This is a genomic window from Hydrogenophaga sp., from assembly GCF_026125825.1.
Classification (GTDB): domain Bacteria; phylum Pseudomonadota; class Gammaproteobacteria; order Burkholderiales; family Burkholderiaceae_C; genus Hydrogenophaga.
The window spans coordinates 1-6,072 of sequence record NZ_JAHCKK010000149.1; the positions used below are offsets into that span (position 1 = coordinate 1).

The following is a 6,072-nucleotide window of genomic DNA, read 5'->3' on the forward strand; positions in this document are numbered from 1 at the left end:
AATTCGAATCTGTACGAGTCACTAGAGGAATCACACAAATCAAGCCAGATGATACAACCGTCTTGGTTTTAATGGCAAATTTCGGAAACGAGCCAATTAAGATACGCACAAATCGACGGATTGCAACTGCCGTCCGACTAGAGAAAGCGGACGATAGTAACTCAATTCAAGTGGGAGAATTTTCATGTGGACAGAACAGTCAAGAAGAAACGTCAAATTCAGAACAGAAGGAAATCACGGATACTGAAAATAGAATAATCGCAACGACGACGACAACAACAACAACAGTGAATGCAATTTCTTCAAATCCACCGAAACTTCCTCAAATCGGAAACGAATTTGAAGACGAATTGAATCGAATACTGAACAGAACGGACAAAGCACTACCGGCAACGGACCGACTTCAACTGGCAGAATTGCTTCGACAAAATAGTCAACTGTTTTGTAAGTCACTTCGCAATCCAGGCAAAGCAAACTTTGTGCCACATGAAATTGACACCGGCGATGCAAAGCCAATTCGACGATCTTACTATCGAAGCAGTCCGAAAGAAGATACCATTTCGAAAGAACATATCACTGCAATGTTGGAAGCGAACGTAATTCAACCAAGTACAAGTCCCTGGTCAGCACCGGTGGTGATGGTTCCAAAGAAAGGATCAACAGAACTTCGTTTCTGTATTGATTATAGAGCTCTCAACGCAGTAACCAGACAAGATGCATATCCAATGCCACGTATTGAAGACACGCTCGACAAACTGGGAAAAGCAACTATATTTTCAACACTTGATTTAGCGTCAGGATACTGGCAGATTCCAATTCGGGAGGAAGATAAGCAGAAAACAGCATTTTCAACAAAACATGGACTATTTGAGTTCAATGTGATGCCATTTGGAATCACAAATGGACCAAGTACATTTCAGAGGAACATGGATGTGATTCTGGCAGGATTAACGACCATTTGCTGTCTGGTTTACATCGACGATATCATTGTGTATAGTCAAGATTTCAAACAACACTTGAAAGATTTACAGAAAGTATTCAATCGAGTCAAGCAGGCCAACATGTTTATCAAGGCATCGAAATGTAATTTCTGCCGAACGGAGCTGCCATTTCTTGGACACATTGTATCGAAAGACGGAATCAAAATGGACCCCGAGAAAGTGAAAGTATTGACTCAACTTCAAACTCCAAGAAATGTAGCCGAGTTGAGACGATTTCTTGGATTGGCTTCATACTATCGGAAATTCATTCATGAATTTGCTCACATAACGGCACCGTTAAGCAAGTTGACTTCATCGAAAAATGCATGGGATTGGACGGCTGAACAACAACAAGCATTTCAGACAATTATTCAGAAGTTATCAACAGCTCCAATACTTGCATATCCAGATTTTGAAAAACCTTTCAGTCTGTCAACAGATGCATCTAACGTGGCCATTGGAGGAGTACTTTCACAACTGGATGACAACGGACGAGAACGTGTCATTGCTTATGGATCGAGGATTTTAAACGACGCAGAGAGGGCTTATTCAACATCGAAGAAAGAAAGTTTGGCAGTGGTAACATTTGCGAAACTTTGGAGACCTTATCTACATGGAAGCAAGTTTACAATTCATACCGATCACAGTGCTCTGAGTTGGCTAGCTCGCTCGAAAGATACAAATGGAATGATGGCACGATGGGCTCTACGAATGGAAGAATTTCAACCATTTGAGATCAAATATCGACCAGGAAAACAGAACACAAATGCCGATTTCTGTTCTCGACCACCAGTGTTGAATTTGCCAGAAATCGAGAGGGAGAAAATGCCATCAAACAAAGAGAAATTAGCAACAACAACGACGAAGTCAGAAGAGAATAATGCGGTAATCGCTATCTCCAACGTCAGCATTGTGACAGAAGACAAAATTTCTTCAGTGATCAAACAGATGGCTGCGGCACAACGTGAAGACGATCAACTGAAGCCAATTGTCGATTTTCTGGAGGGAAAGATGGATACATCCAACAAAAGTGAATATGGCAAGGTTGCGGCAATAGCTGCTCAGATGGAAATTTTCAACGGCGTTTTGTATCATTTGTGGTGGCCACAGAACAAGAGAGCACCAAGAGACACAACTCGACGTCAAATCGTGGTTCCGAAATCTATGAAACAAGAGATTCTTCAACTGCATCATGACAGTTTACTCGGAGGACATTTCGGCAGAGCCCGAACTTACGAGCGATTGAGGGAACGATTCTGGTGGCCAACAATGATCAAAGATACGTATCACTGGACAGACAGTTGTCAGAAATGTCAGGAATCGAAGAATCGTAGAGAATCAACTATCGGAAAACTGAAACCATTTCCTGCAAGTCGATTGTGGGAAAGAATTGCCGTGGATTTGATCACACCACTTCCACGAACTCCAAGAGGAAATTCAGCTATTTTAGTATTTTCAGAGGCTTTTTCAAAATACAAGTGGGCAATTCCAGTTCCAAATCTGGAGGCCACTACTATCGCAAATGCGTATATCAAGGAAATTGTGTGCAAAATGGGTGCGCCCAAGTATTTGCTGTCCGATCGAGGCACTCAATTCTTATCGGATGTTCTAGCTCAAGTGAACAAGTATCTTGGAACAACAAAATTGAATACTACAAGCTATCATCCACAGACAGATGGTGAAGTGGAGCGATTCAATTCAACTTTGCAACAGCAACTGAAGCGACATGTTGATCAGTCACATGAAAATTGGGATCTCTACTTAGACATGATAACTTTCGCTTACAACGCAACACCACATCCGACCACAGGTGATACTCCAGCATTTTTAGCTCTTGGAAGAGATATTTGTTCACCAGTTGAACGCGAGTTGGAGGACGATGAGATGTCAAATGCTGCTGAAACAGTTCAACAACGACGAAGCGATATTTTGGGACCCATTCAACTCGCTCATCAAATCGTTGCTGAAAATCTTCGCGAACAAGCTGCGAAAATGCAAACATCCTATGACAAGAAAGTGGCAGATATCAAGTTCGAGCCAGGAGAGTTGGTGATGCTATTCACTCCACCAAAAACAGAACCAGGGAAAAGTGCAAAACTGTCAAGATGTTGGTCTGGACCATTTCGAGTTCTCAACCCAACAACAGAAAAACACAACCCACTCAACGCTGAAATTGTCAATATTCGTGATCCAAACAACAAACAACGCGTGCATATCAATCGGCTCAAGAAGTACATTATCAGCGATATCTACGATCCAACAGATAACTCGGATGTGCAGCCAGATCACTACGAAATTGAGGACATTTTAGAAAAACAGGTAACATCCGACGGTGAGACTAAGTATTTAGTCAAATGGAAAGATTTCACCAAGGGACATAATATTTGGGTGAACGAATCGGATCTAAATGCCCCCGAAATATTGAATCGATTCAACTTACGACAGCAACAGAAACCAACAGTCACTCTTCAGAGCAAAGACGAACAGATAGCAACTCCACCATCACGATCCAACAACAAATCAAAGAAAGCTACAAAGCCAGTTGTTGAGGAAACAAAAACAACTGCAGCGACTACCACTCGATCCGGAAGAGTAGTTCGCAAACCACGATCTCGAGATTAGCCACGGAGAGCGCGAGGACGCGCTTCCAAAAAAAAAGGGGAGGGTAATGTGGTGAGATAGGTATTTGTATGAACAAGCCAATCCGGAGAATCCTTGTCCCGAACGGAGAAACCGGAGAAACTCGGAGAAACCTTACTCCTACCGGAGAAACCAATCAAGGCCGGAGAAACCTTGTTCCGACATAAATATACCAGCGACGGAGCTTCTTAGTCAGTCTTGCAATAACCTCAACCTTCAAGCCTAAGTCTAATAAACGCCATCAGCGTACAGACTCTGTGCATCCATTTCATAACATTGGCGACGACTGCAGGACCCAAACAAGAAAAAGAAAATGAACGTTCAAAAGGATGAAATTCTTCTTACACCCTCGAAGCCGATACCGATTGCTATTGCTGACCTCACAGTGGGCAAAGACTCTCCGTCTACGCCGAATGAAAAAGCAAGCAGCAACAGACAATCGACAAACAGTATATTACAGTTCTCAGTTGCCAACTCGTCGTCGGTCAATTCGGACGCTTCGGTCAATTCGAACAATACGAAATCGATTCTACTCGAAACCATGAAGAAGAATCCACCAACGTACGAAGGAAAGGGAAGCCTGGAACAATTCTTACAAGTATTCGAACTGTATGCAGAAGCTCGAGGAGTTGATAATAATGACATCTCAAAAGGAGCTTTGTTGAGAGCATGTTTGCGGCAAGAAGCTTCAATGGTGGGTGCAACCGGTGGTGTCTCGTTTAAGAGTATAGACGCTGCACTTCGATCACACTTCGCAAAGAATATGGATTTGGCCAAAAAGGAATTCAAACAGCTACGTCAACGCTCAGGCGAAACAGAAGAGGACTTCTGGAAGCGAGTACAAAGATCTGCAACTGAAATTCACATCTACGACAACAAGAAAATCAGCAAGCAATTTGTGAAAGGCTTATCAAGTCAGTTGAAAACGAATATTCAAACAATGATCGACAGTGCAATGCTATCGCATGATGAACCGCAGCGAATTAGGACATATGCTAGTGCAAAAGCAAAGGAATTTCAACAATTGCAAATTGTTGCTCGGACCGTGTCAAACATTGAAACTACTAGTGGTAGTAGTAAGAATGTACGAGCTGAGAAAGGAAGTGATTACGAAGGCGATGATGACAACGACGACGACAGAAATGACGACAACAACGACGACGACGGCGATGATAGGAAACACTCAGTAAATGCCATTCACCAACAACGACGACCGTCGATGGGAAATAATGGCTATCGAAACAACGGAAATTGGAAATCAAATCAAAGACCAACACAACAGCGGCAACAATTTACGGATAGTAAATGCTACAACTGTGGAGAAACCGGTCATCTTCAGGCCAGATGTCCATCAATCAGATGTCAACTCTGCAGACAAAAAGGCCACGCAGCAAATGTTTGTTGGACCAGACGAAATTACGATAGTAATAATGGAAGAAGTCAACAACAACAACAACAGCAACATGCTGAAGACAATCGACGTCAGACGAGAAGTCCATCGAGAAGCAATCGCGATGGCAATCAAAATCGTTCGGGAAAAGACTAAGGGAAGCCGCGGCGGCGGGACAACGAGCTTCCCACAACATTCATGAGAACAACAAGAATATTGGTACAATAAACAATATTCTTTCTCAGAAATCACCCGCACACTTGCAAAACAAACCAGTACAGAGAAAGAAAAGAGGAAAGCGAACAATGAAAACGGTAGAGGCAATCAAAATGACGAACGGACGAAGAAAGCTGACAGCATTGAAGGCAAATATATCGATAAGAGGTTGCAGAATGCAAGCTGTACTGGACACAGGAGCACCCATCTCAATGATTAGTAAAACAACATTGGAGGCGCTACAAGACGCTGTTTTCAATGCGAACGAAGACGACATTCAACTACTACCTTGGAGCTCAACGGATCGGATTTGCGCAGCGGAGGGATCTATCTTCGACTGTCTTGGAATGATTCAAGAAAGAGTGAATCTGGCAGGAGTGAAAGAAAGCATATCGATGATGGTAGCTGTTGGATTGGTGAACGATGTCATTCTTGGTATGGACGCATTGACGAAATTTGGCACAGTTATCAACATTCCAAAGTCAACTGTGACCTTGAAAGGAGGAAAGAAAATCAAGTTCAATTTACACCACTCTCAGGAAAATAATGATCAACAACAACAATCGAAAGAACAAAGACGGAAAGAGGAACTAACTGAAACAGTTGCTGCGATTGTCATGCAACAAACAACGAGAATTCCTGCGCGAAGTTGGAAATGGGTGACAGGCGAAATGCGACGCTATAAAAGCAGCAGCAGCAGCAGCAGCAATTCAGTTCAGAGCAATAACAAACAGGAAAAACAGGCTCAACAACAACATCAAGAACGGGAATCAACGCCAAAAGAGACTAGCAAAGCTGTTGCTTCTGAGGAGCAAATTATTATTCAAGATGCGTTATATAGAGAGC

3 protein-coding genes are annotated in these 6,072 nt (G+C 42.7%); all 3 read left to right on the forward strand.

Going from position 1 to position 6,072, the window contains the following annotated elements:
• Positions 1-71 precede the first annotated feature (71 nt).
• Complete coding sequence (locus KIT86_RS23700; RefSeq protein WP_297402983.1) at positions 72-3,602, forward strand: reverse transcriptase domain-containing protein; 3,531 nt, start codon at positions 72-74, stop codon at positions 3,600-3,602.
• Positions 3,603-3,933: 331 nt separating this feature from the next.
• Positions 3,934-5,166, forward strand: coding sequence for a hypothetical protein (locus KIT86_RS23705; RefSeq protein ID WP_297402985.1), 1,233 nt, complete (start codon positions 3,934-3,936; stop codon positions 5,164-5,166).
• 149 nt (positions 5,167-5,315) lie between these two features.
• On the forward strand, positions 5,316-6,072 hold a 757-nt coding region (locus KIT86_RS23710; RefSeq protein ID WP_297402986.1), incomplete at its 3' end, for a retroviral-like aspartic protease family protein.